Here is a 26,966-nt window from a genome sequence, read left to right as displayed (position 1 = left end):
GGAAATCCGCGACCGCATGCGCGCCGGCCTCACGCGACCGGCACCGGCCGCGGGCGCAGCCTGATGCTGGCGGCGATGAGGACGGAGCGCAGCTCGGCCGGCCGAACCGGCTTCGAGAGGATCGGGATGTCCGGTGCGCCCAGATCCTCGCGCACGCGCGCCTCGTCATGGCCGCTCATCACCACCGCCGGCAGCGCACGGCCCGCCAGGCCGCGGACCGCCGCGATGCACTCCGTTCCCGTCACGCCGCTCCCGAGTTCGAAGTCGGTGATGAGAAGGTCGATCTCGGGCAGCGCAGCGGGGATCCCAGCCTCGGCCTGAACGCGGCATCCCCATTTGCGCAGCAGGCTGGCCGTCGCCCGCAGGACGGCGCCGTCATCCTCCACCAGCAGCACGCGCAGCCCGCCGATCGTCGCCGGCGGGTCGAGGGCGTCGCGCGGGGCCGCGGGCACCGGAGCCTCGGCGAGGGGGAGGTCGCCGATGGTCACGCAGGTTCCGCGCCCCGGCACCGAGCGCAGGGTCACCGCCAGGTCCAGCAGCGCGCCGAGCCGCCGGACGATCGGCAGGCCCAGGCCCACGCCCTCGACGTCCCGGTCGCCGCGGCGGCGGATCTGGTAGAATTCGTCGAAGACCCTGTCCTGATGCTCGGCCGGGATTCCCGGGCCGCGATCGTAGACCTGGATGGCGAGCCGACCGCCCCGCCGCCGGCACGCGATCAGGATCGGCCGGCCGGGCGCGTACTTGATCGCGTTGTTGACGACGTTCTGCAGCATCGTCGTGAGCAGCGCCCGGTCGGTGTCCACGACGCTGGCGCAGGCACGGCGGCGCAGGACCGTCCCGGCAAGCTGGGCGGCCTCCGAATTCTGGCGCCACACGTCGTCGAGGATGTCGTTGATCGGGACAGGCTCGGGGCGGGGCACCACCCGGCCGCTGTCGAGGGTCGAGATATCCAGAAGCGACTTGAACAGGCGCGAGACGCTCTGCAGCGACCGGTCGATGTTCTCGACCATCTGCAGTTCCTCCCGACCCAGCGCGGCGTCCCGCAGGCAGGCGGTGAACAGGCTGATGGCATGGATCGGCTGGCGCAGATCGTGGCTCGCCTGAGCCAGGAAGCGCGACTTGGACAGGTTCGCCTCCTGCTCGCGCTCATAGGCGCGGCGCAGACGCTCCAGGAGGCTGTAGATGTAGGTCGGCACGAGGACGGTGATGGCCGCCAGCGTCAGGACGAGAAACGGATTGCCGCGCCAGTACGCGTTGAAATACGTCGTGACCGCGAGCGAGACCAGGGCAGCGGCCGTTGACGCCTTCAGGGAGGTGCCCCCGTAGCGCAGGCCGTTGCCGACGATCAGCCGGATGACGATCGCGTAGAGCGGCAGGAACGGCGCGCCGCCCACGGCCATCGCGTAGGTCATTCCGCCGAGATCGAGGGCGAAGGTGACGACGCGGCGCGGCGTGTTGCTGCCGGGATGCCGGGCGATCCAGCCGTACAGCGCGACGGCGAAGACCCAATGGCCGGTCACGAGATAGGCGACGAACCGGGCTTCCGGCGGGGCGATGCCACCGTAGATCTGGGGCAGGAGATACAGGCAGGCGCAGCCGATGACGACGGCTCGGATGAGGGCCTGCGCCTTCTCGTTGTCGTACGCCTCGTCCCGCTGGCGGCGCGGCTGGAACATCGGCGATCAGGCCGGGCCGGAAGCGAACGGCACGGCCCCGACGCCGTCCCGGGACTTCACGGGGGCTGCGCCTCCGGCATACGGCCCGCCCCCCCTCCTGCCGGCCCCGGTATCCTGCTGTCGCGTCATCGTGCGAACTGCCCAGCCGTATCACCGCCCGGACCCGGGCAACGGCCGCAACCGTCGCCGACCGAGGACAGATCTCTCAAGCCTACCTGAGGGTGAGCAGCACTACCAGGGGTAAAAAGAAGGGGCGATCGGGCGACGCGGACGGCATTTCCGGGCGCCGGGCGGCTATACAATCCTCGACAATCCTCGAAAGTCCTCGGCACAGCCCAGTCCGATCATCGCAACAACATCGATTTGGAAAATATTCAGTGTGATCTTGTTTACGACACTGCAAAAATAGTCTCGCTCCACGGCCGAGTGCTCCCGGCGACCGGCACCCCGTGGCGTGGCGGGTGGCCCTCCGGGAGGCCGGCCGGGTGGCCGGCCTCAGCGGTAGGTGCCGGTGGCCGGGTCGAATCGATAGAGGCGGGCATCCCGGTCCGTGGCCGGACGCAGGCTGCCGTCCGCGCCCAGCACGGTGCCGCTGAGGGTGACCCGGACCGGGGGCCACGCGGCGGGATCGCGGGGATCCTCCGGCCGGATCTCCAGCCGGCCCTCGCTCGTGCCCATCCGGCAGGGCTCCTCCTCGACGCAGGCGGCCGAGCCGTCCGAGCCGGCCGAAACCTCACCCGCCAGCACCCAACGCGTCGGCGCCCCGTAGAACTGCAGGAGGAGGAAGGAGAAGTCGCGGGCCCCGGCCGCACCGGAAGCCGCAAGGCGCAGGCCCATCAGGAGGCGCCCCCGGCTCAGCGGCTTGAACACCGCGCCTCGCTGCTCGTCCACCGCCGGGGCGCTGCCGTTGCGGTTTCCGGCCCCGATCCGCCCGGACAGGGTCTGCACCCCCGCGAGACGCCAGCGCATGTCCTTGAGGGCGTAGGTGGCGGCCGCGACGCTCCGCCGGTTGGGCGCGGCGGCATCCTCACCCGGCGCCGGCATCGTGACGAACCCGGTGAACCAGCTCCCGGTCTCGGTGGAGAACATCGCGGCGGTCCAGAACTCCGCCGTGCGGCCGTCCTTCATCCGGCAGGTCTCGGCTTCCTTGTCGGCGGGCCGCCCGCAGATCGCCGCCAGCACCGTGGCATGCGGCAGCATGGCGAGGTCGGGATCGGCCGCAGCGGGCCGGGCGGCCAGTCCGGACAGCCCCGCCAGGCCCAGACCCGCCAGACGCCGCATGCGGGCCGCACGTCCGACCCCGTGTCTCGATCGCCTCATGCCCCGGCCCTTGCCACGGGGTCCGCGACGGCGACATTCGGACAGGTGTACGATCGGACGCGCCGCAGCCGCCGCCCCGCCCCCCTCATTCACCGACACCGGCCGTAGCGGCTTTCGCGGCCGCCGCGGAACGGGAGGTGACGTCGAGGGCCCGCAGGAGCGCCGAGACGTGGATGCGGACGGTGAAGGGCGAGATGTCCAGTTCCCGGGCGATCTCCTTGTTGGTGTGCCCCCGGGCGACGAGGCGCAGCACGTCGCGCTGGCGCTGCGTCAGGGGCGGGAGCGGTCCGCGCGGTAGGGCGAGGCCCGAGACGGGGCTTCGCCGGATCACGAACTCCCCGTCGCGAATCGCCGCGATCGCCTGGGCGATCTCCGCTGCCGGCAACGCCTTGCCGATGAAGCCGTCGGCGCCCTCGGCCATGACGGTCCGGATCAGGCCCTCGTCGTCGGTCATCGACACGACGACGATCGAGGCCCGCTCGAACTCGACGCGCAGCGCTCCGATGGAGTGCCGGGGATCGAGGCCGGGGAACAGAAGGTCGAGGAAGAACGCCCGGGGCGGCGGCCCGGTGCGGGCCATTGCCAGGACCTGCTCCATCGTGGCGGCCTCCCGGACGAGGGCCTGGGGATAGAGCCGTTCGGTGATGCGCCGCATGCCCTCGCGGAACAGCGGATGATCGTCGGCGACGATGAGGGTCTCGCGCGCGGAGCCGTTCATTCCACTCCCGATCGCAGCATCGGAATCTTTCCCCACGACGTCCCCAGCACAGGGCCATGCCGGATGAAATCCAGGCCCTGTCAAGGGTGCGACGATAGGTCAGATACACTAGTAGACCGGTTTTTTCCGCATGCCTAGAAGTCAGCCCGTCATGATGACAGGCATCGGCCGCCGGTTCTTTTGAATCTTTCCAAAAACATCAAGGCTGTTTGTCCTGTCGTGCGTGCCGATGCGGCGCACGAATTACGTCGTTCCATGTTCGGGGGCCTGCTGGATGTCGGAAGTCGAGCGCCAGAATGCTGAGCGGCAGGCTCAGGACAGGCTGTCCGGTCCCCACGCGGCCCCGAGCCCGGCGGCATCCGCCAAGCCGGCCCTGTCGCCGAGCCTCATCGCGATCGTGGGCGGGCTGGTGGCAGCGGGCGCCGTCGCGGGCGTGCTGCTCTCGGGCGGCGGCGAGACCGCCGGGACGGCCGAGCGGCCGGCCCTGAACCTCGTCAAGACGGGCCAGATCGACAAGGCCGCCGAAACCCTGCCCGCCGACGAGAAGGACAAGATCGTCGCCGAAGCCAAGGCCTGCCGGGCGCCCCTGGGCCTGATGCGCCTGTCGAAGACGAAGGCCGATGCCGGCGGCGTGGTGCGCATCCGCGCCGGGAACTACCTGTCGCCGGCCTTCAACATCACCGACGGGCCGATCAACATCGCGGTCCCGTTCCCGGCCCCCTACGAGGCCGGCAAGGGCGAGATCGTCATCGAGGGCGCCGCCAAGGACGTGTTCGTCGAGCTGACCCCGGGTTTGACGGTCGATACCACCGCGGGCGTCAAGCGGATCCCCGTGATCTGGAACACCAGCAAGCCCTGCGGAGGCTGACGGATGTCGAAATCCGCCATCCTCCCCTTCGTCGTCTCCGGCCTCGTGGTCGCGGTCCTCACGCCGCTCCTGCTGAGCACCGATTACGGCCCGGTCGCCTGGTGGAACGCCGCCGGAGCGGAGCTGCGGTGGAGGGCGGCGATCGGGATCGCCGTCGCCCTGCTGGCGGCGCTGGGCCTCGCCGCGACCGCGACGGCCGCCCGCAAGGCGGAGGCCGGCCTCGGGCAGCCGGCCGGGGGCCTGCTCGCCCTGCCGCGCCTGATCGTGGCGCCGCGCCGGGTCGTGGAGGCCCGGTCTCCCGAGGCCGTGATCGCGAATCTGGAGAACATGGTCGGGCTCGCGCCGGTCAAGCGCGAGGTCAACGCCCTGATCGCGCGGCTGGAACTGGAGCAGCGGCGGCGCGCCGAGGGCCTGCCGGTGGCGGCGATCAGCCAGCACATGGTGTTCACCGGGCCTCCCGGCGTCGGCAAGACCGAGGTCGCCCGGGCGATCGGCGAGATCTACCGGTCCCTCGAGGTGCTGCGCCGCGGGCATCTCGTGGAGGTCGACCGCGCGGCCCTGGTGGCGGGCTATGTCGGCCAGACCGCAGCCAAGACCCTGGAGAAGTGCCACGAGGCCCTCGACGGCATCCTGTTCATCGACGAGGCCTACACCCTGGCCGCCGGCGGCGGCGGCGGGGGCGACTTCGGCAAGGAGGCGATCGACACCCTCCTCAAGTTCATGGAGGACAACCGCGACCGGATCATCGTGATCGTCGCCGGCTACACCAACGACATGCGCCGGTTCATCGACACCAATCCGGGACTGGCCGGCCGCTTCACCAAGACCGTCGAATTCCCGCCCTACAGCCCGAAGGATCTCTGCGAGATCCTGAAGCGCATGGCGGCCCGGCAGCAATTCGCGCTCCCCGAGGGGTTCGAGGCGGCGCTCACCCCCTGGCTCGCGCAGCGGTCCCGCGCCGAGGACTGGTCGAACGCCCGCGAGATGCGGACCCTCCTGGAGAAGGCCCGCGAGGCCCAGGCCGCCCGGGTCGCCCTGCAGGGCGGCGACCTGCGCCGCCTGGAGATCGTCGATCTGCTCCGCGCCACCGGCGAGGACGCCTGACGGCGAGACGATCGCGGGACGCCCCGCGCCCGTTCAGCACCACGGCCAGCACCAAGGTTTGTCACGTCCATGGAACGCCTCGACAAGCATCCGGTCGCGCTCTTCGCGGTCATCGTGCTGGGTGCCACCGGCCTGCTGGTCGCCCTGCGGCCGGACCTGCTCGGACCGCTCGCCGCGACGCCCGCGGCCCTGCTGCGCAACGGCCTGATCCTCGGCGGCCTCGTCGGGGGCCTCCTGGCGGCGAGCTACATCCCGGCGCGGATCGAGGCGACGCGGCGCGCCCTGGACCAGGCCCGGGCGAGCCGCAGGATCCGCCCGATCCGCTTCGTGGACGACGGCGCGGGCGCGGAGAAGAAGGACCTCCTGGCCACCGCGCTCGCGACCCTCGACGGCATGGTCGGCCTCGACCCCGTGAAGCTGGAGGTGAAGGGCGTCATCGCCCGGATGCAGGTGGAGCAGCAGCGCCGCGCCCAGAACCTGCCGGTGGCGGCCATGAGCCAGCACATGGTGTTCACCGGGCCCCCCGGCGTCGGCAAGACCGAGGTCGCCCGGATCCTCGGCAACGTCTTCAAGGCGCTGAAGGTGCTGCGCAAGGGCCACGTCGTGGAGGTCGACCGGGCCGGGCTGGTGGCGGGCTATGCCGGCCAGACCGCGATCAAGACCCTGGAGCGCTGCCGCGAGGCCCTCGACGGCATCCTGTTCATCGACGAGGCCTACACCCTGGCCGCCGCCGGCGGGGGCGGGGGCGACTTCGGCAAGGAGGCGATCGACACCCTCCTCAAGTTCATGGAGGACAACCGCGACCGGATCATCGTGATCGTCGCCGGCTACACCAACGACATGCGCCGGTTCATCGACACGAATCCGGGGCTCGCCAGCCGCTTCACCAAGACCGTCGAGTTCCCGCCCTACAGCCCGCCGGAACTCGCCGAGATCCTGAAGCGCATGGCGGCCGGCCAGGGCTTCGTCATGCCGGAGGGGTTCGAGAAGGACCTCGCGGCCTATGTCGGCGCCCGGTCCAAGGCCGAGGACTGGGCCAATGCCCGCGAGATGCGGACGGTGCTGGAGAAGGCCCGCCAGGCGCAGGCGCTGCGCCTCGCCGCCAGCCCCGGCGGCGACATCAACCGGCTCGAACCCGCCGACATCGCCGCGGCCCTCGGCCGCCAGGCCGGCGGCGCGGTCGACATGGACGCCGCCCGGAAGGTCATGGCCCGCCTCGACGCGATGATCGGGCTCGCGCCGGTCAAGGTGGAGGTGAAGGGCGTGGTGGCGCGGGTGCTGGTGGATGCGCGGCGCCGCGCCGAGGGCATCGAGGTCGGCGCGGTGAGCCAGCACATGGTGTTCACCGGCCCGCCCGGCGTCGGCAAGACCGAGGTGGCGCGCATCATGGGCGACATCTTCCGGGCGCTCGGCGTCCTGCGGAAGGGGCACGTGGTCGAGGTCGACCGGGCCGGGCTGGTGGCGGGCTATGTCGGCCAGACCGCGGCCAAGACCCTGGAGCGCTGCCGCGAGGCCCTCGACGGCATCCTGTTCATCGACGAGGCCTACACCCTGGCCGAGGGCGGCGGGGGCGGGGGCGACTTCGGCAAGGAGGCGATCGACACCCTCCTCAAGTTCATGGAGGACAACCGCGACCGGATCATCGTGATCGTCGCCGGCTACACCGACGACATGGCCCGGTTCATCGACACGAATCCCGGCCTCGCCGGCCGCTTCACCAAGACCGTCGAATTCCCGGCCTACGATCCTTACGACCTCGTCGAGATCCTGCGCCTGATGGCGTCGCGGCAATCCTTCCGGCTGCCGCCGCGCTTCGAGACCCTGCTGATCCCGTGGGTCGAGCAGCGCGCGCAGCGGCACGACTGGGCGAATGCCCGCGCGATGCGCACCCTCCTGGAGCGCCTGCGCGAGGCCCAGGCGATGCGGCTCGCCAGCGATCCCCTGGGCGATTACGGCCAGTTCGAGCTCGTGGATTTCGAGCGGGCGCTCGGCGGCGGCGCCCCGCGCCCCGCCGCATTGTCGTGACGGCCCGGGAGCCGTCGCGGCCATGAGCATCGCAAGCGAGGACTGGCTGCGCGCGCACGCGACCCTCTGGTACGACGATCGCCGCTACCGCCTGGCCTGGCTCGCCCTGCCGCAGGCCGTGACCTGCGCGGTGGCGGGCCTGTGCATGGCGCTGGCCGCGCAGGGCGTCTGGGGTCAGCCGGCCACCGCCTCGAAGGCGCGGATCGCCGAGCTGAGCGCCCTGCGCGACCGGGCCGGCAAGGACGGCGACCGCACGGCGTTCGACGCGCTGACCGCCGCGGCCACCCGGGGCCAGATCGACGCCGCGACCAAGCTCGGGACGCTCTACGACCCGCTGACCGCCGCCTACTTCCCCAGCAAGCCCGCGCCGAACGATTTCGCCCGGGCGGCCGCCCTCTACGGACCGGGCGCCGCGATCGGCGACCTCCTGGCGGTCGCGCGCCTCGCGGACGTGCTGCTCGATCCGGCCAACCCCAACCGCGACCTCCGGCGCGGCTGCCGCCTCGCCCAGACCTGGTTCGACGATCCCGAGACGCTCGAGCGCACGATCACCGGCGAGGAGCGGCTCACCGTCAAGCTCGCCACCTGCTACGTGGAGCCCGAGAGCGGCCTGCCGCAGGACCCGGTCCGGGCCGGGGGGCTGGTGACCGCGGTGCTGTGGCGCAAGCACCGGCCGACGATGGACGCCTTCATCAACAATCTCGGCCAGCAGAACCCCGCCCTGGTGTCGGGCCTCCAGCGGCATCTGGCCGAGCAGCGTCGCTATATCGGCCCCGTGGACGGGCGGCCCAATCCCGGGATCATCACGGCCCTCCAGGTGGAGGCGGGGATCACCAACACGGTCGCGACCCCGCGGCCCGAGCCGCGGCGGATGGCGCCCAAGGGCCCGGATCCGGAGGTGATCGCCCTCGCGACCGCCGCCCGGGCCGGCGACCGGCGGAAGCTGGCCGAGCTCAAGGGCCGGGCCGATGCCGGGGACGCGGACGCGCTCACCGCCTATGCGCGCCTGTTCAACCCGGTGATGAACAAGGGCGACGTCTTCGCGCCGGACGCGCAGGTCGCCGTGGCCGCCTACGAGCGCGCCGCGGCCGCCGGGCACGGCATGGCGGCGGGCGAGGCCGCGGTGCTCTACGATTCCGGCTACGGCAACGTCGCCAAGGATCCCCGGAAGGCCGCGGCCCTCGCCCTGCGGGGCATCGACCTCAAGGACGACCAGATCACCTTCTGGCTGCTGTTCCCCGAGGCGGGGCACTGGAGCGACGGGTTCTGGGGCGCCCTCCAGGCCGAACTGACCACCCGCGGCTTCTACACGCTCCCGGTCGAGAACACGCGCAATCCGGCGGTCATCACGGCCCTGCGCGCCTACATGAAAGCCAAGTCATGAGCGGCGTCTTGATCGGGACCGACCGGCTCCGGGCGCACGCGACGCTCTGGTACGCGGATGCGCGCTACCGCCTCGCCTGGCTGGTCCTGCCCCAGGCCGCGGTCGCGCTCCTGGCCGGACTCGCCCTCGCGCTGCTGAAGCCCGCGGGCGAGTGGGGCAAGCCTGCCGACAGCAAGGAGAACGAGAAGCTCTATCTCGATCTGCTCGACAAGGCCGGCAAGGACGGCGACAGGGCCGCCTTCGAGAAGCTCAAGGCGGGTGCCGAGGCCGGCGACGTCAGCGCCCGCTCGTTCATGGGCGCCCTCTACAATCCCGAATGGGCCGCGCTCTACGTCAAGAATCCCGTCAAGCCCGACGCCGCCAAGGCCCTGACCTACTACCAGAAGCCCGCCGACCTCGGCTTCCCCGGGGCCCAGCGCGGCATGACCGAACTCCTGCTCAACAGAGGCCGCGGCCAATACGATCTCAAGCGGGGCTGCCGCTACGGGCTGGCCTTCCACGCGAACCCGGTCGCCGCCCGGAACGCCTATCTCGATTCCTGGTCGACGCTCTACTGGATCGCCGGCTGCTACACCGATGCCGAGAGCGGCGTCCCGCGCGATCCGCAGAAGGCCGCCGATCTCTACATGGACACGGTGGCGGCCAAGCTGCCGCTGGCGGTCAGCACCTTCACGGACGAGCTCGGCCGCCAGCCCCCCGACCTCGTGGCGGCGATCCAGCGCAATCTCGCGAAGCGCGGCTTCTACACGGGCCCCGCCGACGGGTCGGCGACGCCGCAGACGCGCGCGGCCGTGCAGGCGCTGGCCGGCAGGGCCGCCGGCCCGCAGACCAATCCGGGGACCGGCAATCCAGGGGCGGGCAATTCCGGGGCGGGCAATTCCGGCCCCGGAAAGCCGGGCACGCCGCCGCCCGCGACACCGCCCGCCTCCGCGCCGAGCGTCGAGGCGTTGATGGCGCTGTTCAAGAGCGCGACCACCAACGCCGCCGACGAGGCGAAGCTCAGGAGCCTGGCGGAGAGCGGGGTCTCGGTGGCGCAGTATCTCTACGCGCTGCTCCTGTCGCCGGCGAACACGGAGCAGCGGATCACCGCCCCCGACGGCCTCTTGGCGCGGCGGTATCTGGAGCGCCTCGCGGGCGAGGCCTCCTTCGCCCCCGCGGCGGCCTCGGCGGCGTTCCTGTTCGATATCGGCGGCGCCGGCCTGCAGCGGGATCCCGGCAAGGCGGCCGACATGACGATCCGCGCCCTCGAACTCAAGTCCACCGAGATCCTGCAGAACCTCGAGCAGGACAAATGGGGCGTCGGCTTCTGGGCCGCGCTCCAGCAACGCCTCGCCGACCGGAATCTCTACCAGGGCCGCGTCGTCGACCAGCGCAACGACCGCACCATCCAGGCGGCCCGCCGCCTCCTCGGCAATCCATAGGAGACGGCCATGGCCCCCCGCCGCCGTTCGAATCCTGCGCGGTTCCCGGCCCCTCGGGCCGGGCGCCGCCTCGCCCTCTTCGCCGCCGCCCTGTTGGCCGGCCTCCTCCTGCCCGCCGCCGCGCAGGCGCAGATCAAGGTCCGCAAGGCCGATTGCTTCTTCGCGGCCGACGGCAGGACCGTCATCGACGGGGTCTGCGAGTTCCTGACCGATGCGCGCAGCTACGGCGTGGGCGGGTTCCGCCTCGCCACCTACGACAACGGCTACCTGCGCGACGGGGTGGTCGTGTCGGTGACGGCGCCGGGCCGGGGCACGGCGACCTGGAACCGGGAGCCCGGCGGCAAGCCCGAGGACGGCCCCGCCGACGGCGTCACGTCGGAGGGCGCCTGCTGGACCGGGTCCCGGAGCCGGGTCTGCGCCTGGAAGGTCGGCGAGGGCCGCCCCGGCTTCGGCGGGGCTCCCGCGGCGGCGCCCGAGGCCGGCGCGCCGCGGACCGCCGATTGCTACCTCGAGGTCGCCGGCGATGTCCGCCTCGACGGGGCCTGCCAGTTCCGGGCGGAGACCGGGCAGACCGGTGCCCGCGGCTTCGAGATCCGCTCCTATTCCGGGAGCAAGCTCGACGTCGTGGCGCAGCTCGTCCGCGACCCGCAGAACCCGCTGAAGGCCACCGCCTTCTGGAACGGGTCGTCCGGTGGCCTGCGCGCCGCCGAATCCCTCGGCGCCCTGTCCCCGAGCGGCCCCTGCTGGGACAATGACGGCGTCCGTCTCTGCGTCTGGCAGCCCGGCCAGCCTCGCGGCGGCTGGGACCGGCGGGACGGCGGGACCGCGCCTTCCCGCGATCGGCCCGCCGAAGCGCGGGCTCCGGCCCCGCCCGACACGCCGCCGCCGCCGTCGCAGTCACCGTCTCCACCGCCCGCGCCCCGCGACACCGCGGAGGCGCGGGACCCGCCGCCGGGCACGTTCCTGAAGCTGTCCTTCAAGGGCCGCTGCGAATCCCTGGTGATGGACGGGGAGGACCTCACCGCCCTCTGCGCCTCGGGTGCGGTGAACACCTCCGTCGTCGGGAGCCCGAAGGCCGGGTTCATCTTCGGCACCACCGACGGCAAGGCCATGGCGTTCCTGGCCTCGGCGAAGGGCCTCGTCGCGGGTGGCACCCTGCGCCAGCCCATCGACGAGCTGATGTACGCCGAGCGCGACCAGTCCACCATCAAGGTGAAGGGCACCTGCGAGTTGCCCAACCCGATGGGCGGCCCGGTGGTCATCACGTGCAACGCCCAGTCGACGAACAGCACCTACGCGGTCCGGTTCCGCACCGATGGCGGCAAGCCGGTCCTGGAGCGCTCCGACCCGAAGTGAGCGTCCCGCCCGCGGTCCACGACCGCCCGTCCCGCAGGCCGAGGAGGAGTCCCATGGCACACAGCGTCCCGAAGTCGAGAGCGGCCGGGGTCGTGCGGCCTGGGCGACCCGGCTTCGGCTTCCTCTTCGGCCTCCTCGGCCTCCTCGGGCTCTGCCTCGCGGGGCCGGCGCTCGCCGGATCCACGAGCGTGACCGCGCGCCCCGGACAGCGGATCCGCCTCGACGGCTACGCCACCCACGAGACCCGGCCGGGCTGCCCGTCGGTTCCGGCAGCCGCGGTCGAACTGGTCACGCCGCCCCGCGGCGGACGCATCGAGCAGCGGCGCGAATTCCTGGTCCTCGGCCGGAACACCGACGGCACCCCGTCGCGGGACGGCTGCCAGGATGTCGAGCGGGACGCGCGGGCGCTCTACTACACGGCCCGGCCCGATTTCTCCGGCCTGGACACGGTGTCGGTGATCGTCACCTTCGTCACCGGCGAGGAGGCGACCTACACCTACAGGATCACGGTGCCCGAGGGCGAAGGCCGGCGGGCGCCGGCGGTGTCCCAGGCACCCGCCCCCCGCGACGCGGGCCTCTCGCGGCCGGCCCCGACGGCGCGCGCCGCTCCGGCCGAGCGAGCGGCTCCGGCTCCGGCGCCTCAGGAGGCCAGCACCGGCGACTTCCTGCGCGACGCGGTCCGCGGCGCGATCCCGGCCGGCCGGCCGGCACCGGCTTCGCCGCCCCCGAAGGCTGCAGAGGCCGCAGCGCCCGTATCCGGCACGCCCGCACCGCCCGCGCTGCCGCCACAGCAACTGGCACCGCCGCGCCCGCCCGCCGCGCCGCAGCTCTGACGCGCCGCGGACGGTCAGCCCTGCGGCGGAGGCCGCCCCCCCCATCGCCAAGCCGAGGACGAGGCCCGTGCATCAGCACCTTCCGAACGCTCCCCGATCCGCAGCACCGACCCGACCGCGACGGCGCACCGGCGCCGGCGTCCTGGCCCTCGGGTCGGCACTCGGCTCAGCGCTCTGCCTGCCGCTCTGCCTCGCCCTGCCGGCCCGGGCGGAGGTGGAGAACAAGACCGCGCGCCCCGGCCAGCGGATCTTCCTCCAGGGCTTCACCTACTACTTCGCCACGCAGGGGTGCCGCTCGCGCGCGGCCACGATCGAACTCGTCAGGCCGCCGCGCGGCGGGCGCATCGAGCAGCGGCGGGAATTCCGGATCCTCAGCGGCAAGGTCGACGAGACCGGGGCGCAGATCCGACAGCCGGACGGCTGCGAGGACGCCAAGAAGGATGCGATGTCGCTCTACTACACGGCACGCACCGACTTCTCCGGCCTCGACACCCTGTCGGTCGCCGTCACCTTCGGGGACGGGTCCACGGTGCCGTACACGTTCCGGATCACCGTGCCGCCGGGCGAGCCCCGCCGGGCCCCGGCGGTGTCGCAGGTGCCGGTGCCGCGCGACGGCGGCAGCGGCCAGGCCGCACCGGCGGCCCGGGCGGCGCCGGCTCCGGCGTCCCGGGAGGCCGGCACCAGCACCGGCGACTTCCTGCGCGACACGGTCCGCGGCTCGGTCGCGGCCCCGCGGCCGGCGCCGGTCGCTGAGCCTCCGAAGGCGGAGGCGGCCGCGTCCGGCGCGCCGCCGCGGACCGAGCCCCCGGCACCGCGCGAGATGGCGCCGCCGCCGCGCCCCCGGCCACCGGCCGCGCCGCAGCTCTGAGACCCTGCGGGGGGCCGGCCGGCGCGGACCGGCCTCCCGCACCCGTACGGATCGACGCCCGACCGGGACCCGGCCGCGCAGGTCCGCCAAGTCCACGCCAGAACGAAGTGAGAGGCGCCCCATGGGATCGATGCAAACCGCGTTCGTCCACGCGGCAATCCTGTCCACACTGGCGCTCCCGGCGGCCGCGGCGGAGACATGCCGCGACCATTACCGGAGCGAGGGGACGCCGATGCTTCAGGCCATCACCTACAAGACGTGGATGATCTTCCCCTCGGTCAGCCCCAAGGCCGCGTTCGACCGGGTGACGCGGGCGGTCCTGGCCGAAGGCTTCGTGGGCGTGCACGTCGAGAAGCAGCTCGGGACCCTGACGGCCCAGCAGGAGACGTCCGGCTCGGGGCGACCGCAGACGCTGCGGGTCGTGGTGCGCAAGGCCGGGACGGGCAGCCGGGTCGACGCCCTCTTCATGGTGCAGGCCGGTCAGATCGGTCAGGACGTCGACCAGAACCTGTGCCGCGTCGTCGATGCCGCGGTGCAGTAGGGCCCGGATGGCGCGCGGCTGCGGGCGTCCGCCCGCACCCCGCGGCCTGTCACGGGGGAGCGGCGTGGCTCCGCGGCGCTGCCCGGGCGCGCGGTCCGGATGCGAGGTTCAGATGCGCCGTTCAGTGCGAGGCCGGCCGTGACGCGGCTCCTGGTGGCGGCCGTCGCCGCATCCCTCCTGGCGCCGTCTGCGGCCCGGGCGATCGACTGCCGTAGGGCGGCCAGCCCGCTCGAGCGCATGATCTGCGCCGACGCGGCGCTCCGGAAAGCCGATGCCGCCCTGGGTTCGGCCTATGCCGGCCTCCTGCACGGCACGGACGACGCCGAGATCCGGGCGATGCTGATCGCCAGCCAGAAGCGCTGGGTGGCGGCCCGGGACACGTGGCTCGGCGACCTGGACGCGGCCGACGCGCGCACCATCGTGCTGGGGGCGATCCGGGCCCGGACCGAGGACCTGTCCGGCCGCGCGAAGAGCGATCCGGCCCGGCCGCACTGGATCGCGGCGGCGCTGCGCCAGCGGGCCTTCGCGGCACGGTTCACCGGCGGCCCCTTCGCGGGGTTCGACACGGCCTGCTATTTCCTGCCCGTCGGGCAGGATCGGGTCTACGGCTGCTTCGGCAGCCGGCGCTTCCAGAACGGCGACCGGGTCTGCACGCTGTCCGACGACTGGGCGAGCGGGCACACCACCGAGACGCGCACGGTCGGGCGGGTCGTCGACGGCGCCGTGCGAACGGTCGCGACCTGCACGATCGGCGGGGGCGACGACGCGGAATGCCCGGGTCCCGAAAACCCCGCCGGCCGCTGGACGCGGCCTGCCGCCCCGGCGGCCGCGACTGCCAGCGCGACGACGGCGCCCGCGGGCCCTCGGGCCGTCCTCGATGTCGAGCTGGCCTCGGACGCCGAGGCCGAGACCTGGCTCTCGACCTGCCTGACAGACCCCGCCTATCCGCCGCCCGACCCGGTTCCGGCGGCCGGGACGGAACCGGGGTCGCGCCCGCCGGCGCGCGCGGGCGACCCGAACGGGAAGTGACGATGAGACCGGACGCCCCCTTGCCGGACCCGGCCCGCAGCCGCCATCCGGGTGACGCCGGCCTTCGGCTGCGCGCAGGCCGTGGCGCAGCCGGGGAAGCTCCTCGGCGCCCGCGCATCGGCCGAGCCGGCCGGGCACCCGCCTTGGCCCTCGGCCTGATGCTCGGCCTGCCCCTCGCCGAGCCGGCCGGGGCGCAGGACGGGCCGCCGGCGCCGCGGGTCGCCTCCGCCGTAAAGAACCTGCGCTTCGTGCCCCTCGCCGCGCTGCCGCGGGCCCCGGGCGGGGCGGGGCGCCAGGCCGGCTGCCCGGGCGAGGTCGTCCCGGCACAATCGGAGGCGGCGCAGGCCGTGGCCGCCCGGGACTGGTTCGTCACCGGCGAAGCGGCGCTGGGCCGCTACCGGGCCGTCAGCTTCGCCAGCGACCTGCAGCAGGGGACGAGCGGCACCTGCTTCATCGCGGACGGCAATGTCGGCCTCTTCGACGGGACGCGCCTCGTCGCCCTCGTGTACGGCGCCGGCCGGACCGGCGCGGTCGGCCGGATCGCGGCGCGCGCCGGCGGCGTGCGCCTTTGGGACGGCGACCTGCCGCCCTCTCCGGTGGGCGACCTGACCCTGCGACCGGACGGGACCCTGTCCCTGGAGCCGCTTCCTGCGGTCGAATCCGTCTGCGGCGGCCGCGGAGCGGTCCCCGCCATCCGCGGCCAGCCGATCGACACGGCCCGGGCGGCGCTGATCGCCGCGGGCTGGACGCCGGTGAAGGGTCCGCCGAGCGACGATGCGCGGGAGCGGGACCTCGCCCGGCGCGGCGTGATCGAGGTCGACGGCTGTTCCGGGACGGGCCTCGCCTATTGCAGCTTCCGGTATGCGGGGGCCGCTGGCGCGCTCTCGGTGACCACGACGGGCGACGGGGACCTGCCCGAGGTCCACGAATACGGAGTCACGTGCCGATGAGACGGATCCTGCGGGCGCTGGCGCTGATCGCGGCGACGGGGCCGGCCGCGACCGCCGCGGTCGCGGCGCCCGCGCCGCCCTGCGCGGCCGAGGCCGAGCGGCAGGCCCTCAAGCTGCTGCGCTTCCACAGCGACGGCGACGCGCGGGCCACGGTCGATCCCGCTTCCGTTCGGTCCGTCGGCACCGTCGCGTCCCTGGTCGGGACGCGGCGCTTCCAGGTGATCGAGGCGGAGGGCAGCATCGACAAGGGCGATTATCGGATCCGGCTGATCTACGCGCCGATGCCCGGGAGCTGCGTGCTGATGGGGCAGGAGATCCTCGAGCGGTCCGATCCCTACTGAGCACCGCCCTCAGCGCGCGCCGAGGCAGCCGGTCCCGGGGGCCGGCAGGACCAGCCAGGCGCCCCCCGCGTAGAGGCGCCGGACCGCGCCCGGCGCGGCGGGCCGGATCACCAGATACGCGCGGCCGGCCGAGACCAGGGCCCCGTCGTCGGCGGCCGCCAGGGCGGCGGGGTTCCCGAGCGCCACCACGGTCTCCGGCTGGACCGCGAGGGCGGTCAGCGCGGTCACGCCGAGCCACCCGGCGAGCGCCGCCGCCGCCGGGGCGACCGGCAGGCCGCGCCGGGGGCGCCGATCAGTAATCGTAGGCATGCTCGAACCGGCCCCCCGCGGCCTCGACGGCGCGGATCTGTTCGACGAGCTGCTCCACCGCGGTGTCGTAGCCGACGCGCTGCCAGCCCGGCTCGGACTGGATCGGCATCGCGAACAGCGGCTCGGCCCCGGCGAGGGCGACCGTCCGGCCCGGCGGCAGGAGGACGGTGGTGAGGATCCGGTCGTTGCCGGCGATCTCCAGCACGGTCCGGCCGCGCGCCCCCAGGCCCCGCAGGATCTCCGTGAAGGCCCGGTAGCGCGGCGTCTCGATCAGGGCGGCCGGTCCGCCATCGCCGGCCGGGACGGGGCCGAGGCGGGTGATGCGCGGGTCGGCGGCCGCGTCGGCGGCGTCGAGCCCCGCCACGACGCTGCGGATCGTCAGGCCGGCCGGGTCCATCCCGGCGAGCCACGCGATCCCCTGGGCGTAGGCCCATTTCACCCCGTATTGCAGCGAGAGCGCGCCGCGCCGCTCGACCGCCCGCAGGGACGGCGTGAACGGGACATCGCGCCAGAGCCGGGACAGCTCCGCGTCGAACGGGTAGCGGTACCAGGGGGTCTGGCGCAGGAACACGGCGTAATCCGCGAGCAGCCGGGCGTTGAACCGGTCCTCCTCCGTGGGCTCGGGCCCCCGCCACCACGCGGTCAGCGCCCCGACGGTGCGCTCGTAGGCGCCCTGGATCAGCATCTCGGCCGTGAAGCTGAGGCCGATGACGTAGTTGGTGACCTTCTGGCCCGCGGTGACGTCGCCTGTGCGCCCGGCCGCCCGGGTCGCCCCGCACAGGCTCGTCCAGAAGCCGGTGGTCGCCGCCCAGTAGTCGAAGGCCGATTCCGAGGCGGATCGCGTCACCCCGGCGAGGTCCGCGTAGGCGTGGACGATGTCCCATTCGGGGAAGGTCAGGTAGCTGTCGCCGGCCGCGCGCTTGTAGCCGTCGGCGGCGATCCCGAAGCGCGAGCTGCCCCCCGCACGCTCCTGCAGGGTGGGATCGGGCGCGACCGCGCAGCCCCCCTCGATCGCCGCGACCGGCAGGGCGCAGACGAGCGCGAGGAGGGCCAGGCCGGCGGCCGCCCAGCGGGCGGCCCGCCGGCGGCGACGGGCGGGACGGGGGCTCACGCCGCGCCCGCCGCGGCGGCGCGCCACGGCCACCAGCCGAGCACCACGCCGGCGAGCCCGAGGCTCAGGTGCGGGCCGTTCGAGAGGAGCGGGCTGTCCTGGAAGCCCTTCAGGAACAGCGACAGGTCGAGGAAGCTCGATCCGGTGATCACCCCGACCACGCCGTCGAGGAGGTAGATCGCCCCGAAGGCCCGCAGGAAGGTCACGGCGGCGTGCCGCGACCAAAGGGCGGCGGCGAGCGCCCACAGGCCGGAGGCGAGGTGGAGCGCGTCCTTGTAGACGTCGAGCCGGAACAGGCCGAAGACGCGGCCCTCCGCGTCCCGGAAGGCCGGGACGTAGTCGGTGGCGGCGGCGAACAGCAGGATGGCCGCGAAAACGAGGGCGGCCGCCTGTGGGGGTGTGGGTCTCATGAGCGGATCCTTGCGCGGTCAGGCCATGGAGGTCGACCAGAGGGCGTTCCGGAACAGCAGCCCGGGATCGTACCGGCGCTTGGCCGCCACGAAGGCGTCGAGCCTGGGATAGGCCCGGGCCATCTGGTCGCGCCGGGCATGCAGGCGGTAGGGCAGGTAATAGGCCCCGCCGAGCGCCACGACGCGCTCGATCAGGGCCTCGGTCATGCGCATCATCGCGGCCTCGTCGCCGGGGGTGAGCCCCTGCGAGAACGACATCACGGCACCGATGCGGGGAGAAGGCGCGTAGGCCAGCGTCGAGTCCGGGTCCGCCGCCACGTAGCGCAGGGTCACGTTGAGGCAGTCGCAGCCCGAGCCCGGGATGATCTCCCGGCAGGCGGCGCGGAACGCGTCGAACCGCTCGGGCGGGACGAAATACTCGTGCAGGATGTCGGTGCGGTTGCGGTCGCGCGAGGCGAGGTTCGCCACCGGCTCGTTCATCAGGCTGTTGCGGGTGGCGAGGCCGGGGTCGAGCGTCGGGTTGAGCCGGGTCTCGGCGATCCAGCGGGCGCGCTTGCCGAACTCGCTGCCGACCTGGGCGCGGTAGATCTCCCGCGAGACCGCCGAGAACGCCCCCTGCGCGGCCGCGGCGGGCAGGACCTGCGGCGGGTGCTCCGCCTCCGCGTAGGTGACGAGGATCGCCTCCTCGAAGAACCCGGCCTGCGCCACCGAGAGGCGGCCGTAGGCCATCCGCAGCCGCGGGTCGCGCTCCACCGCCGCCACGAAGGCCGGCGCGAACTCCGCGGCCGGCATCACCGCGAAGGTCGGCGTCAGGAGGCGGTTCGGCACCATCTCGACCACGAGGTCGACCACGATCCCGAACAGGCCGTAGCCGCCCATCGCCAGCCCGAACAGCTCGGCGTTCTCGGTGCGGGAGCAGGTGACGAGGCTGCCATCGGCCAGGACGAGGCGGAGGGCGCGGACGGTGGAGCCGAAGGGCCCGCGCGGGGCCGGCCAGCCATGGGCGTTGACGCTGAAGGTCGAGCCGACCCCGAAATCGCTGTTCGACTGCATCACCGCGGGCGAGAACCCGATCCGGTCGAGCTGCCGGATGACCTGCGACCAGCGCGCGCCGGCCCCGACCCGGTAGAGGCCGGCGGCGGTGTCGGGCTCGATCGGGCCGCCCTCCAGGGTCACGGCCGTCCCGTCGCGGGCGAGGCTCTGGCCGCCCATGGAATGGCGGGCGACGCCGACCGCCACCGGCCGCCCGGCGGCGGCGGCGTCCCGGATCTCGGCGCGCACGGCCTCGATCAGGGCCTCGGTCGACCCTGTCGGGAGCACGGCGTGGCGGGCCACCGGGGTCGGGTTGAGGCCGCTCGCATCGTTCAGGATGATCCGCGGCGCGGCCCGGGCCGCCCGCGGCAGCAGCGCGGCGGCCGCCAGGGCGCCGCCGCCCGCGAGGATCCTGCGCCTGCTCGGTCGTATCCCCGCCATGACCGCCCCCACCCAGCCCTCGATTCGCTCCGGCGGGGCGACCGGCTCGCCCCGCCGGCCTACCCTGCGACGGGTCCGGGCCCGCCGGCGTGAGATCGCGCACGGAGCGCGATACGGCCGGACAAACCGGCCGGCCCTCTTCGCACGCGGCGGCTCGTTCGCCCATTCCAGCGGCCGGCCGCGCGGGTCCTGCGCCTGCTCAAGGCCCGCCAGGATGCCGTCTTGCGTGACCTGCTGCCCGCGGGCCTGCCCACAGGCGCCCGTGACGGCGAGCCTGCCGCCTTATGAGGTCCGCCCCGTCCAACGGGAGGACGAAGCCCTGCGGGGCGCGCGGAGTAAGACGGGTGCCGCATCGTCGGTCGGCCGCCCGTCCGTCCGGCCAGGGCCCGTGGCGACACCCGATCGGCCCTGTGACGCCCGCCTGTCCCGAGAGCGTGATTCTGGCCGGATCCGGCGCATGTCCGGCTCCGGGATCGGAGTGTTCTGCGTGCGCGGAGACAACCGGCCGTCGCCCCCGCGGGACTTCCGAGATTCTTCGTGCCGCCCGGCGGCCGAAGCCGTCTCAAGGCACGCGATTGTCCATCGCGGCTTGACACTGACCTTCCGCCTCGTGGCCACTCGCCGGCCTTCATCCCCTGCGCTGGAGCGGATATCGGCCGCGGCGGGACCAGCGGCGCCTGCAGATCCGTTGCCGGAGGCGGATCCGACGCGACGCCACTCGGGCGCTCGCTTGCGCGCGGGTCTCGCGGGTCGCTGCCGAGCGCGGTGGCGCGTCGTCCGTGAGCCCTTCGGCCTCTTAAGCATGCCCGAGGCGGCGCGCGCGCCGTGCGGAACGGTGTCGTGAGCTTGGCTGTTGCCTCCCTGCCGACCAGTCCTTGGCCGGCACCGAGCCGCCGGCGATGACCGGCGCGCCGACACCCTGAGAGGAACGCCTATGAGGAAGTCCCTGCTGGTCGTCGCCGTCCTGGCCGCCTTCGGCGCGGCCGGCGCCGCGACCTCGGCCTCGGCCGCGCCCGGCCTGCCCGGCGCCGTGAGCGCCCCGTCGGACGTGGTCTCCGTCCGCATGGACCGGATGCACGGCCACCATCACCACCGGATGATGCGCCATCACCGCCACGGGCACATGATGCGCCATCACCATCATCGCGGGCACATGACGCGGCATATGCACCGCCATCACCGCATGTGAGCTGGTCGGGGCCCCCGAGGGGCCCCGTTCCCCGGGATCCGGCGTGCGGCCCGGCCCTGCGACCGGCGCGACATGAGCCGGGCCAGGCCGCCCCAGCGGGAGGACTGACCGCACGCCTCTACTCTGCGGCCTCGCGGTGGACCGGCTCCGGCTGGTGCGCCCGGGACGTGGCCGTCGCGGGCCGGACCCTGCCGAAGCGGGCGTAGAGGGCCGGCAGCACCACCAGCGTCAGCAGGGTCGCGCTGATCAGGCCGCCGATGACCACGGTGGCGAGCGGCCGCTGGATCTCGGCCCCGGTCTCGGTGGCGATGGCCATCGGCACGAAGCCGAGCGAAGCGACCAGCGCCGTCATCGCCACCGGCCGCAGCCGGATCATCGCGCCCTCCAGGATGGCCTCCCGCTTCGGGCGCCCCTCCGCCACGAGCTGCTTGATGAAGGTCAGCATCACGAGCCCGTTCAGGACCGCCACGCCCGACAGCGCGATGAAGCCGACCGCCGCCGGCACCGAGACCGGCATGCCGCGCAGCCACAGGGCCACGATGCCGCCGGTCAGCGCCAGCGGCACCGCGCTGAACACCAGCAGCGCGTCCCGCGGCGAGCCCAGGGCCGAGTAGAGCAGCAGGAAGATCAGGAAGAAGCACGCCGGCACCACCACCATCAGCCGCTGCTTGGCCGAGGCGAGGTTCTCGAACTGGCCGCCCCAGGTCACGAAGGAGCCCGGCGGCAACGGCACTTGCCGCCCGACCTCGGCCTGCGCCTCCGCCACGAGGGAGCCGATGTCGCGCCCGCGCACGTTGGCGGTGACGACCACCCGGCGCTTGCCGTTCTCGCGGCTGATCTGGTTCGGCCCCTCCGTGACCGAGAAGCCCGCCACCTGCTTGAGCAGGACCGAACGCGCACGGCCGTTCGGGCCGGGCGGCAGGGGCACCGGGATATTTTCCAGGGCCTCGCGGTCCTCGCGCACCGTGTCGGTGAGGCGCACCACGATGGGGAAGCGCCGGTCGCCCTCGAAGACGACGCCGGCATCCTTGCCGCCGATGGCCGCGCCGATGACCTCCTGGATGGCGCCCGTGCTGAGGCCGTAGCGGGCGGCCTCAGCCTTGTTGATCTTGATCTCCAGGAACGGCAGGCCCGCCGTCTGCTCGACCTTCACGTCCTCGGCGCCGTCGATGCCCTTCAGGACCGCCGCGATCTGGTTGGCGGTCTTCAGCATCGGCTCGAACTCCTCGCCGAACACCTTCACGGCGAGGTCGCCCCGGGTGCCGGCGAGCAGCTCGTTGAAGCGGAGCTGGATCGGCTGCGAGAACTCGTAGACGTTGCCGGCGAGCGCCCCCACCGCCGTCTCGATCTGCGCCTGCAGGTCGGCCTTCGACAGGCTCGGGTCCGGCCACGCCTCCTGCGGTCTGAGCATGACGAAGGTGTCGGAGGAGTTCGGCGGCATCGGGTCGGAGGCGACCTCCGCCGTGCCGGTCTTCGAGAACACGTAGGCGACCTGCGGGAACTTGGAGACCACCTGCTCGACCTTGAGCTGCATCGCCTGCGACTGGGTCAACGAGGTCGAGGGGATGCGGGTGGCGTTGAGCGCGATGCTCTTCTCGTCGAGTTGCGGGATGAACTCGGTCCCGAGCCGGGTGAACAGGACGCCCGCCCCGACCAGCAGCAACAGGGCCGCCCCGAGAAAGGCGAGGGGACCGCGCACCGCAGCCCCGAGCACCGGCCGGTAGGCCGCCTTCAGCGCCCGGATGATGAGGTTGTCCTTCTCGGTGACTGTGCCGGTGATGACGATGGCGATCAGCGCCGGCACGAAGGTCAGCGACAGGATGAAGGCCGAGACCAGCGCGATGATGACGGTCAGCGCCATCGGCGCGAACATCTTGCCCTCGACCCCGGTGAAGGTCAGGAGCGGCACGTAGACCAGGATGATGATGGCTTGCCCGTAGAGGGACGGCTTGATCATCTCCTCGGCCGACGCCCGCACCGTCTGAAGGCGCTCCTCGGTCTCGAGGGCCCGCCCGAGGGCGTGTTGCTTCTCGGCGAGATGGCGCAGGGCGTTCTCGGTGATGATCACCGCCCCGTCGACGATGAGGCCGAAGTCGAGGGCGCCGAGCGACATCAGGTTCGCCGAGATCTTCGCCTCGACCATCCCGGTCAGGGTCATCAGCATCGCCACCGGGATGACCAGCGCCGTGATGACGGCCGCCCGGATGTTGCCGAGCAGCAGGAACAGGATGACGATGACGAGGGCCGCGCCCTCGGACAGGTTCTTCACCACCGTCCTCACCGTCGCCTCGACGAGACGGGTCCGGTCGAGGACGGTCTGGACCGCGACGCCGGGGGGCAGGCTCCTGCGGATCTGGTCCATCTTGGCGTCGACCGCGGCGGCCACCGTGCGGCTGTTCTCGCCGATCAGCATCAGGGCGGTGCCGATGACGACCTCCTGGCCGTCCTCGCTGCCCGAGCCGGTGCGCAGGTCGCGCCCGATGCGGACCTCGGCGATGTCCCGGATCCGGACCGGCACGCCGCCGCGGGTCGCGACCACGACGTTGCCGATGTCGTCCATGTCCTCGAGGCGTCCGGCGGCGCGCACGACGTAGCCCTCGCCGTTATCCTCCAGGTAGCGGGCGCCCTGGTTGGCGTTGTTCGCCTCCAGCGCCCGGACGACGTCCGAGAAGGACAGGTCGAGGGAGGCGAGCTTATCGGGGTCGGGCTGGACGTGGTACTGCTTCTCGAAGCCGCCGATCCCGTCGACGCCGGCCACGCCGGGCACGGTCTTGATCTGGGGCCGGATGATCCAGTCCTGAACCGTGCGCAGGTACGCGGTCTGCTCCAGCGCGGTCCTGAGACGCTGGCCCTCGGGGGTCAGGTAGCTTCCGTCGGGCTGCCAGCCCGGCGCGCCCGCCTTCGAGAGCGTTCGCTCGCCGGGCTTCGCGTAGTGGATCGACCACATGTAGATCTCGCCGAGGCCCGTGGAGATCGGGCCCATGGCGGGCTCTGCCCCGGGGGGCAGGTCCCGCCTCACCTGGGCGAGGCGCTCGGCCACCTGCTGGCGGGCGAAGTAGATGTCGAGCGTCTCGGCGAAGACGGCGGTGACCTGCGAGAAGCCGTTGCGCGAGAGCGAGCGGGTGTATTCGAGCCCCTTGATGCCGGCGAGGGCGGTCTCGACCGGGTAGGTGACCTGCTTCTCGATATCGACCGGCGCGAGCGAGGGCGCGGTCGTGTTGATCTGCACTTGGTTGTTGGTGATGTCCGGGACCGCATCGATGGGCAGCTGCGTCACCGCGTAGCCGCCGAAGCCGGCGGCGAGCAGCGACAGCAGCAGCACGAGCCAGCGCTGGCGGACCGAGACGTCGAGGATGCGGCTGATCATGTCTCGGCCCCTCAATGGTCGTGGCCGGCTTCGCTCTTCCCGAGCTCGGCCTTGAGGAGGAAGGTATTGGCGACCGCGATGTCCTCGCCGGCCCTGAGGCCGGAGACCACCTCGTAGGCGTCGTCGTCCGCACGCCCGAGCTCGACCTCGCGCTTCTCGAAGCCCTCGTCGGTGCGCACGAAGACGACGCGCTTGCCCTCGACGGTCTGGAGCGCGGCCTTGGTCACCCGGACGGGCACTCGATCCGTCTCGGTCTCGACCTCGGCGGTGACGTAGGTCCCCGGACGCCAGGCCATGTCCTGGTTGGGCAGCGAGACCACCACCCGGGCGGACCGGGTGTCGGCGTTCAGCAGCGGGCTGACGAACACCACCTTCCCCTGCACGCTGCGGCCGCCGCGGTTCACGGTGACCCGGGCGCCTTCCCGGACCTCGTCGAGGTCCGAGGTCGGCACCGCGAGCTCGATCCAGACGGTGGAGAGGTCGGCCACGGTGTAGACGTCGGCCGGGTCGCCCTCCTTGCCGACGGCGGTGCCCACGTCGACCTTGCGCTCGACGATGCGGCCGGAGATGGGCGCCCGCAGCTCGTACTGGCGCAGGGTCGAGGCGTTGGGCGTCGCCTCGTCGCGTTTCTGCGCGGCGGCGACCTCGGCGGCGTTCAGGCCGAGCGCCGAGAGCTTCTGGCGGGCGAGGTCGACGCGGAGCTGGTTCTCCTGGAACACGGCCTTGGCGTTGTCGAACGCCGCCTGGGATGCCGCCGCGGATGCCAGCAGCCTCTGCTGGCGCTCGAAATTGACCTTCTGGAGGTCGGACTGGACCATGGCGGTGAGGTACTCGCTCTTGGCGTCGGCGACCTCGCGGCTGTCGAGGACGGCGACGACGTCCCCCTTCCGCACGTCGTCGCCGAGGCGCTTGCGCATCTCGGACACCGTGCCGACGACGCGGACCGGGACGCGGGCGATCCGGTCCGTGTCCGGGGTGATCGTGCCGGGCACGAGGATGTGCCTCGACAGCAGGCCGCCTTCCGCCTTGGCCACCTTGATGTCCTGGTTCTCGATCTGCTCGGCGGTCATCGTGACGTGCCCCTCCGCGCCCTCGGCCTCGGAAGGCTCGTGCGCTCCGTGAGCGTGGCCTGCGCCCGCCTTGGGGGCGGCGGCCTTGTCGTGGTCGTGGCCGCCGCCCGCTTCGTGGCGGGGCTCGCCCGGCGATGCGGGGCCAGGCCCGGCGGCGAAGGTGTGGAGGGCCGGCGGCAACCCGGCCGCGGCGAGGAGGCCGCGAACGAAGCCGGACACGGCGGGAACGGCGGCGCCCACGAGGACGCCGGCGGCCACCAGGGCCGCGGTCAGGAGAATGCGCATGATGCCTGCTCGTCGGGGCGCCGGTGCCGTGGCGGCTTCCGGGCCGGTCCCGTTGCGATGACGTGAGGAAGCGGCCCCGGGGCCTCGGACCCGGGGTTCAGGACGCGCGCCGTCGCGGCGTCACCTCAGGCGCGCGGCGGACGCGGCAGGCGGTCGGGGGAGATCGAGGCGCGCGCCGCGTCGACCGGGGCGTAGCAGGGTCGGGACGGCAGGGCGGGCGGAACGGGGGCGAGGCCGTCCGACGGCATGGCCACGTGGCAGCCGCAATGGACGTGGCAGGCGATGCCGGGATCCGCCGCCCGGGCCGAGGCCGGCGTCAGGTCCGACGCCATGACCAGCTCCGTCCGGTCGTGGCCCGGATGGCCCTGATGATACGCCAGGTCCTCGGCGAGGCCGGCGGTCGGGAGAGCGACGGCCAGCGCCAGGACGAGCGCGAGCGCGCGGGCGACGGTCGCCCACCACCCCGTCCAGGCCCCGAAGGCTCGCTGGCGTCCCGCCGACTTCATCGTGCTCCTTATGGGCGATTCGGGCGTCGGGCCACAAGACGCGGGGGCGAAACGCCGGGCGGTCAGGTCGCCGGTCCGGCCGACGGAGTGCGGAATGTCACCGTCCGTCGCGGCTCAACGCCGTCGCGACAGCCTGGCTCGGCCGGCATCGGGAGAGACCCGACAGGAGACGACGCCTCTTCGCCCTGGCGGCAGCCGCCCAATCCTCCGCGGGCGGCTCCGGCGACCGGCGGCCGCACGACCACGTCGACATCGACGTCGGCCGGCATCACCATCCGCGCCGCGACGAGGACAGGTCGTTCTTCGATGAACGGGGCCCCCATCCCCCCAACCACGACTTCGCCGACGGAACGGGCCGCGCCGGACCGCCCCGGACCGCCCCGGACCGAACGACGGTCCGGCGCGGTCGGCGGAGGCTCAGGCGCCCCGCGGCCCGAACAGGATGAGGGCGCTGCCGAGCACGCATACGAGGCCGCCGGCGATGTCCCAGCGGTCGGGCCGGTGGCCTTCGAAGCCCCAGAGCCACAGGATGGCCGCGACGACGTAGATGCCGCCGTAGGCCGCATAGGCGCGTCCCGCCGCCCCGCTCTCCACGACGGTCAGCAGGGAGGCGAACAGCGCCAGCGAGGCCATCCCCGGGACGAGCCACCACGGGGATCTGTCGAGGCGCAGCCACGCCCAGAAGGCGAAGCAACCGGCGATCTCGGCCAAGGCGGCCGCGGCGAAAGCGGGATAGGTGAGCATGGGCGCGTGTTCGCATGCGCCGTGCGTGCGGCAAACCGGCGACACGGGCCGGAGGCGCCGGTCCTGAC

24 protein-coding genes are annotated in these 26,966 nt (G+C 73.1%); 13 read left to right on the top strand and 11 right to left on the bottom strand.

Annotation, left to right across the window (positions count from 1 at the left end):
• Window positions 1-29: 29 nt before the first annotated feature.
• The 3 genes from BM396_RS09785 to BM396_RS09775 form a co-directional block, all read right to left on the bottom strand.
• Window positions 30-1,676, bottom strand: a complete 1,647-nt coding sequence (locus tag BM396_RS09785) for a hybrid sensor histidine kinase/response regulator (protein WP_043389335.1) — start codon at window positions 1,674-1,676, stop codon at window positions 30-32.
• A gap of 495 nt (window positions 1,677-2,171) precedes the next feature.
• Window positions 2,172-2,957 carry a hypothetical protein gene (locus tag BM396_RS09780; protein ID WP_244538851.1) on the bottom strand — a complete coding sequence of 262 codons (786 nt, stop codon included), beginning with the start codon at window positions 2,955-2,957 and terminating at the stop codon, window positions 2,172-2,174.
• Window positions 2,958-3,081: 124 nt separating this feature from the next.
• The gene (locus tag BM396_RS09775; protein ID WP_043389341.1) at window positions 3,082-3,714 is read right to left on the bottom strand and encodes a LuxR C-terminal-related transcriptional regulator; all 633 of its coding nucleotides are present in this window, start codon (window positions 3,712-3,714) and stop codon (window positions 3,082-3,084) included.
• 274 nt (window positions 3,715-3,988) lie between these two features.
• On the opposite strand from BM396_RS09775, the gene BM396_RS09770 reads away from it, so the two are divergent.
• The 12 genes from BM396_RS09770 (at window position 3,989) to BM396_RS09715 (ending at window position 16,434) form a co-directional block, all read left to right on the top strand.
• Window positions 3,989-4,582: a hypothetical protein gene (locus tag BM396_RS09770; RefSeq protein ID WP_043389344.1), complete on the top strand. Its 594-nt coding sequence runs from the start codon at window positions 3,989-3,991 to the stop codon at window positions 4,580-4,582.
• A 3-nt stretch (window positions 4,583-4,585) separates the two neighbouring features.
• Entirely contained in the window at window positions 4,586-5,686 is a 1,101-nt protein-coding gene (locus BM396_RS09765) for an AAA family ATPase (RefSeq protein ID WP_043355315.1), read from the top strand.
• Window positions 5,687-5,755: 69 nt separating this feature from the next.
• Window positions 5,756-7,711, top strand: a complete 1,956-nt coding sequence (locus BM396_RS09760) for an AAA family ATPase (RefSeq protein ID WP_091994782.1) — start codon at window positions 5,756-5,758, stop codon at window positions 7,709-7,711.
• Between the two features lie 22 nt (window positions 7,712-7,733).
• Window positions 7,734-9,095, top strand: coding sequence for a hypothetical protein (locus BM396_RS09755; protein ID WP_043389350.1), 1,362 nt, complete (start codon window positions 7,734-7,736; stop codon window positions 9,093-9,095).
• Window positions 9,092-10,516, top strand: coding sequence for a peptidoglycan-binding protein (locus BM396_RS09750; protein ID WP_043389352.1), 1,425 nt, complete (start codon window positions 9,092-9,094; stop codon window positions 10,514-10,516). Before BM396_RS09755 ends, BM396_RS09750 begins: the two co-directional genes overlap by 4 nt.
• Before the next feature lie 9 nt (window positions 10,517-10,525).
• Window positions 10,526-11,872: a hypothetical protein gene (locus BM396_RS09745; protein ID WP_043389355.1), complete on the top strand. Its 1,347-nt coding sequence runs from the start codon at window positions 10,526-10,528 to the stop codon at window positions 11,870-11,872.
• A gap of 53 nt (window positions 11,873-11,925) precedes the next feature.
• Window positions 11,926-12,705, top strand: a complete 780-nt coding sequence (locus BM396_RS09740; RefSeq protein ID WP_081948922.1) for a hypothetical protein — start codon at window positions 11,926-11,928, stop codon at window positions 12,703-12,705.
• Between the two features lie 67 nt (window positions 12,706-12,772).
• Window positions 12,773-13,573: a hypothetical protein gene (locus BM396_RS09735; RefSeq protein ID WP_043389357.1), complete on the top strand. Its 801-nt coding sequence runs from the start codon at window positions 12,773-12,775 to the stop codon at window positions 13,571-13,573.
• Window positions 13,574-13,694: 121 nt separating this feature from the next.
• Window positions 13,695-14,114 (top strand): hypothetical protein, encoded by a 420-nt coding sequence (locus tag BM396_RS09730; RefSeq protein ID WP_051976364.1) that lies wholly within the window; start codon window positions 13,695-13,697, stop codon window positions 14,112-14,114.
• Window positions 14,115-14,252: 138 nt separating this feature from the next.
• Window positions 14,253-15,143, top strand: coding sequence for a lysozyme inhibitor LprI family protein (locus BM396_RS09725; protein WP_236961477.1), 891 nt, complete (start codon window positions 14,253-14,255; stop codon window positions 15,141-15,143).
• A 143-nt stretch (window positions 15,144-15,286) separates the two neighbouring features.
• The gene (locus BM396_RS09720) at window positions 15,287-16,093 is read left to right on the top strand and encodes a hypothetical protein (RefSeq protein WP_244538850.1); all 807 of its coding nucleotides are present in this window, start codon (window positions 15,287-15,289) and stop codon (window positions 16,091-16,093) included.
• Entirely contained in the window at window positions 16,090-16,434 is a 345-nt protein-coding gene (locus tag BM396_RS09715) for a hypothetical protein (RefSeq protein ID WP_043389361.1), read from the top strand. Before BM396_RS09720 ends, BM396_RS09715 begins: the two co-directional genes overlap by 4 nt.
• Before the next feature lie 9 nt (window positions 16,435-16,443).
• Here BM396_RS09715 and BM396_RS09710 read toward each other — a convergent pair whose 3' ends face one another.
• The 4 genes from BM396_RS09710 to BM396_RS09695 are packed head-to-tail and all read right to left on the bottom strand — an operon-like array spanning window position 16,444 to window position 19,737.
• Complete coding sequence (locus BM396_RS09710; RefSeq protein ID WP_043389363.1) at window positions 16,444-16,743, bottom strand: hypothetical protein; 300 nt, start codon at window positions 16,741-16,743, stop codon at window positions 16,444-16,446.
• Window positions 16,727-17,854 carry a hypothetical protein gene (locus BM396_RS09705; RefSeq protein WP_043389466.1) on the bottom strand — a complete coding sequence of 376 codons (1,128 nt, stop codon included), beginning with the start codon at window positions 17,852-17,854 and terminating at the stop codon, window positions 16,727-16,729. Before BM396_RS09705 ends, BM396_RS09710 begins: the two co-directional genes overlap by 17 nt.
• On the bottom strand, window positions 17,851-18,264 hold the full coding sequence (locus BM396_RS09700; RefSeq protein ID WP_043389365.1) for a DUF4383 domain-containing protein: 414 nt from the start codon (window positions 18,262-18,264) through the stop codon (window positions 17,851-17,853). Before BM396_RS09700 ends, BM396_RS09705 begins: the two co-directional genes overlap by 4 nt.
• 18 nt (window positions 18,265-18,282) lie before the next feature.
• The gene (locus BM396_RS09695; RefSeq protein WP_043356621.1) at window positions 18,283-19,737 is read right to left on the bottom strand and encodes an FAD-binding oxidoreductase; all 1,455 of its coding nucleotides are present in this window, start codon (window positions 19,735-19,737) and stop codon (window positions 18,283-18,285) included.
• A 934-nt stretch (window positions 19,738-20,671) separates the two neighbouring features.
• Here BM396_RS09695 and BM396_RS09690 point away from each other — a divergent pair.
• Complete coding sequence (locus BM396_RS09690) at window positions 20,672-20,926, top strand: hypothetical protein (protein ID WP_043356624.1); 255 nt, start codon at window positions 20,672-20,674, stop codon at window positions 20,924-20,926.
• Between the two features lie 118 nt (window positions 20,927-21,044).
• On the opposite strand, the gene BM396_RS09685 is transcribed toward BM396_RS09690, so the two are convergent.
• From BM396_RS09685 to BM396_RS09670, 4 genes are all read right to left on the bottom strand, one after another.
• Window positions 21,045-24,293, bottom strand: a complete 3,249-nt coding sequence (locus BM396_RS09685; protein ID WP_043389368.1) for an efflux RND transporter permease subunit — start codon at window positions 24,291-24,293, stop codon at window positions 21,045-21,047.
• Between the two features lie 11 nt (window positions 24,294-24,304).
• Entirely contained in the window at window positions 24,305-25,648 is a 1,344-nt protein-coding gene (locus tag BM396_RS09680; protein ID WP_043389371.1) for an efflux RND transporter periplasmic adaptor subunit, read from the bottom strand.
• Between the two features lie 125 nt (window positions 25,649-25,773).
• On the bottom strand, window positions 25,774-26,154 hold the full coding sequence (locus BM396_RS09675) for a hypothetical protein (RefSeq protein ID WP_043356631.1): 381 nt from the start codon (window positions 26,152-26,154) through the stop codon (window positions 25,774-25,776).
• Window positions 26,155-26,571: 417 nt separating this feature from the next.
• On the bottom strand, window positions 26,572-26,898 hold the full coding sequence (locus BM396_RS09670; RefSeq protein WP_043356634.1) for a YnfA family protein: 327 nt from the start codon (window positions 26,896-26,898) through the stop codon (window positions 26,572-26,574).
• Window positions 26,899-26,966 lie beyond the last annotated feature (68 nt).

The sequence above is a fragment of the Methylobacterium sp. UNCCL125 genome (assembly GCF_900116795.1).
Classification (GTDB): domain Bacteria; phylum Pseudomonadota; class Alphaproteobacteria; order Rhizobiales; family Beijerinckiaceae; genus Methylobacterium; species Methylobacterium fujisawaense.
This window is presented reverse-complemented; position numbering and strand designations above follow the sequence as displayed.